Annotated in this window: 2 protein-coding genes; both read right to left on the bottom strand. The window is 49.8% G+C overall.

Going from position 1 to position 4,169, the window contains the following annotated elements:
• A partial coding sequence (locus MK185_17605) for an amino acid adenylation domain-containing protein (protein ID MCH2042447.1) occupies nucleotides 1-3,716 on the bottom strand: 3,716 nt, incomplete at its 3' end.
• Nucleotides 3,713-4,169: phosphopantetheine-binding protein (locus tag MK185_17600; GenBank protein MCH2042446.1), on the bottom strand; the 457-nt coding region annotated here is incomplete at its 5' end. The genes MK185_17605 and MK185_17600, both read right to left, overlap by 4 nt.

Below are 4,169 nucleotides of genomic sequence, written 5' to 3'. Positions count from 1 at the left end.
GGAACAATCGTTATTCTGTTGGTATCAACTTCCGCCAGGCCTTTTTCCTGGGCGGATGTCATTAGCCTTTCCATGCCCGCCGGTTTGCTGTTACAGCGCATCAAACAAATGATGTGATAGTCGGTCTGGCTCAATAAACGATCCAAAACATAACTACCCAAATAGCCAGTGGCACCGGTAAGTAACACTGTTTGTATCGGTTCCCCTGAATCAAATGGCTCAGCATCATTCAGGTTGATCAGCGCGGTATTCGCCATATCGTTCAGATCAATACTTTCCAGCCACTTTGCCTTTTCGGCATTAAGTTGCTCCAGGGCGTACACCGTGTCACGAAATACCGAGTTATTAAAAACAAGATCGATATCCGCCGAATAGCCCTCAGTCAGATACGCACTGAGCAAATTGATGGCCGTCATGCTTGAGCCGCCGATATGGAAAAAGTCATCGTTGCGCGATACTTTTTCTATATTCAGAAGTTCACACCAGATTTGTGAAACCTTCTGCTCCAAAGCCGAATCCAAAGGCGCTTCATAACCCACCGTCAGAGGTGCCTGGTTTGCCAGGCTTGAACGCAGCGCCTTTTTATCCACCTTACTGTTCGCATTAAGCGGTAACGCTGGCAGTATAGTGGTATGTGAAGGCAACATATACGCTGGCAATTGCTGCACCAAATACTCGGACAACTCGTCAATCAACCCTTGTTGATCAGACACCGACTCAAGGCCTTGCTCAGTGAGCACTATTGCCGCAGCCAGAACCGGTGGCTGGTTAATTGCAACCACGGCCGCACTCCGGATCAGCGGGTGAGAGCAGATGGCGGTTTCCACTTCACCAGACTCTATTCGGTGCCCATTAACCTTTATCTGGCCATCATCACGGCCCTGTATTTCGATCACACCATCTGGCCGGTAACGCCCCAGGTCACCCGATTTATACAAACGTTCACCAGTGTCGGGGTGATAGATAAACGCCTGTGCGGTTTTTTGCTCATCGCCAACATAACCCAAAGCAAGCCCTGCCCCGCCAATATACATCTCTCCAGTCACCCAATCCGGGCAGTGCTCAAACCGCTCATTCAATATCTTTATCGAATGATTGCTCAAGGGTGTGCCATAAGGGATACTTGAAGCGCATTCAGGCACATCGCCAATTCGATGATAGATACACCAAATTGAGGTTTCAGTAGGGCCACCCAGGCTAATAAGGTCAACCCAGGGACAAACCTGTCGTACCTGATCCGGCAATGCGGTTGGTATCCAGTCACCGGACAACATGGCTAAACGCAGGCTGGCTAATTTGACATCCGGCAGCCATTCCAGACTACTGAACAACATCTGCAATTGGGCCGGCACTGAATTCCATAAGGTAACCTGATTTACTTCCATCAATTGCGCCCAATAAACCGGGTCGGCACGCTTCTCAGCCACTGGCAGTACCAATGTGGCACCAGCTGAAAAGGTGCCAAATATGTCCCAAATCGATAAATCAAAGCCAAAACTAACCAGACCCAATACTTTGTCAGAGGGGCTCACATCAAATCGGCGGTTAATATCCGCAACGGTGTTTAATGCCGCCCCATGCGATATTTCCACGCCCTTGGGCTGGCCGGTGGTGCCGGAGGTATAAATAATATAGGCGGCTTTTTCTGCCGTCGCCTTACGGTTGTTCTGACTGAGTTTTCGGTGAGCAGAGAAGGTTTGTTGCAGAACCTGGTACACCGAACCATCATCAATCTCACCCCCAAGCTCATCGACAGCAATAATCGTGTTATCAGCTGGCCAATTGGCATCGTGATGCGTGCGGTGCGCCAACACGATGTTCGCGCCGGCATCCTGCAAAATCGTATTACGCCGGTTCTCTGGCTGAGCCGCCTCTATCGGCACATAGGTGCTGTCGCTCAATAAGGCACCCAATACCGCCGCTATTTGATCCTCCCCTTTGTCCATGACAATAGCAATGCGACCACCGGGCTGGTAGTTTAATTGATCACACGTTTTGTTGATCGCCTGACTGATGCCAACCGCTTTTCGCGCCAATTCCAGATAACTGAGCTGCTGCTGGCCGCATACCAGGGCCACGGCGTTCGGCTTGGTTAGTGCATGCTGACAAAATCCGCTATGCAGATGATCTCGAGGCAACTCCACTGCCGTATCATTAACCGAAGATCGTATGTCTTGCATTGACTTGGGCAATATCACCGGCGACCGGGACTCCCAAACAGCGTCATCGTCAATCAGCAACTCCAGCAAGCGGCAAAATGCAGCATGCGCCGCCTCAATAACACCAGGCTGAAAAATACCTTGTCTCACATCCCAGTCAACGATCAGGCTTCCATCTCTTTCGGTTGCCTGACAATCCAGCCAGACCTGGGGTGTTTGAGTAATGCCGTAACGCAGTCTGGCATTGTGCATAAAGTCATTCGCGTCAAGACCATCACCACTCAAGCCAACGGTACTCGTATATACTATTGGCACGATCACATTATTACGTTGCTGGCGGCTCATTTCGCGCAACACCTCAATACCAGAGAAGTCGGCATGCTCCAGATCTCGCCAAAGCTGTTCCTGCAATAACACGGCACGCCGTGCAAAACTGTCTTCAGGATTGGGGTTGATACCCAGCACATTGACGTCGATAAAGTCTCCGACCAAACTTCGAATATCAGGGTGGGCAGTAGAACGGTTCAGCATGGTTAAATTCAAACAGAACTCAGAACTGCGCGACCAGCGTCCCAGGGTTTCAGTGAACGCCGCCAGCACCAGGCCGGAATGGGTCAGATTATAGTTCGCTGCTTTCTGTTTGAGTTCGCTCCAGCGCGCACCAGTGACCTGAAAACCCAGACGCTTAAATTGAACCTCTTGCCCCTTTGCTGTTGTAACAGGGCTCAAAGGCAGTTCTGGTGGCATTGGCATGGTTTGAATGCGTTCCATCCAATAAGCCTTGTGTTGCTCGTAGCGTACCGCCGCCGGCGGATTATCCAACCTTGATTTATGCGCCAATACAATATCGCGATAAGACACTCCGAGTGGTTTAAGTACTCGTTCAGGGTGATTATACAATTCACCCAACTCAGCCAGTATGATCTGAATACTGGCAAAATCCGCGATCAATAAATCAATGGAAAAATGCAATATTGCACCGTTATGAGTGCTGCTCAAATGTAAATCGTATTGCGGCCACTGCTCTGGCGGATAGCGCCGATGCGCCAACCCTGCCCTGAGCGTGGCTAATTTGTCATCAATCTCATCCTGCCCCATATCCTGATAATCATGGTGCACAATGTCAGGTGGTATTACGGTTGGCAGAATCCGTTGCACCCCCTTTGGTGAAATCACTGCACGCAACATGTCATGACGCTCAATCAGGGTATGCCAGGCATGCTGCAATCTGTGCAAATCCAGTGCCGGCAAATCAAGCTCAATGTAGCTGTGACATCCAACCCCTCCATAATCGATAACCTCGTTTCGGCCGACCAGATAAGCAAGCTGTAGATCGGTTAATGGGAAGGTTTCATGACGGTTATCGGGATCGGGAACAATCGCTTCCACAACGGGGTCAGCCAGAAACTCGATCAGCTCGCTTTTTCTGCTTCTCAGTTGCTGTTTATGTTCCTCAGTTAACACGCCTTTTGGCGCTTTAAATTTAAGCTGATTCTGCTCGCACCATAGATAGACACCCAGCGTCTCAAAATCAGAAACCATACTGGCAATATTCATAAGATACCTTCCTCAAACATACCGTTAGTATCATTCGCATCAACCCCGAGTAATTGCCATTGCTCGGTGATATAAGCGCCGAGTGTCGCAACACTTGGCAACGAAAATAAGTTGTTTAACGACACGGGAACCGGACTGATACGCTGTTTTTGTATCAGCTCAACGATTTGTGTCGCGCTCAGGCTGTCACCACCGATCATAAAAAAATTGTCATTCCGCGATACGCGTTCGAGTGTCAAAATGTCACACCAAATTGCCGCAAGCTGCTCTTCCACTTCGCCTTCAGGAGACTCATATAAGTCCTCTTCAAGTACCAGCGCGGCCAGTTGCGAACTCAATTGCTTACGATCCACCTTGCCATTCGCGCTCAGTGGCAAACCGTCCATCGCCACCAGCGCATTCGGCACCATGTATTCCGGCAGTACTTTCTGTAACTGAGCACGCAGGCAATCT

The organism is Saccharospirillaceae bacterium (assembly GCA_022448365.1).
Classification (GTDB): Bacteria; Pseudomonadota; Gammaproteobacteria; order Pseudomonadales; family Oceanobacteraceae; genus Bacterioplanoides.
Note: the sequence above shows the minus strand (reverse complement) of the source record. Positions and strands in the feature narration are given on the sequence as shown.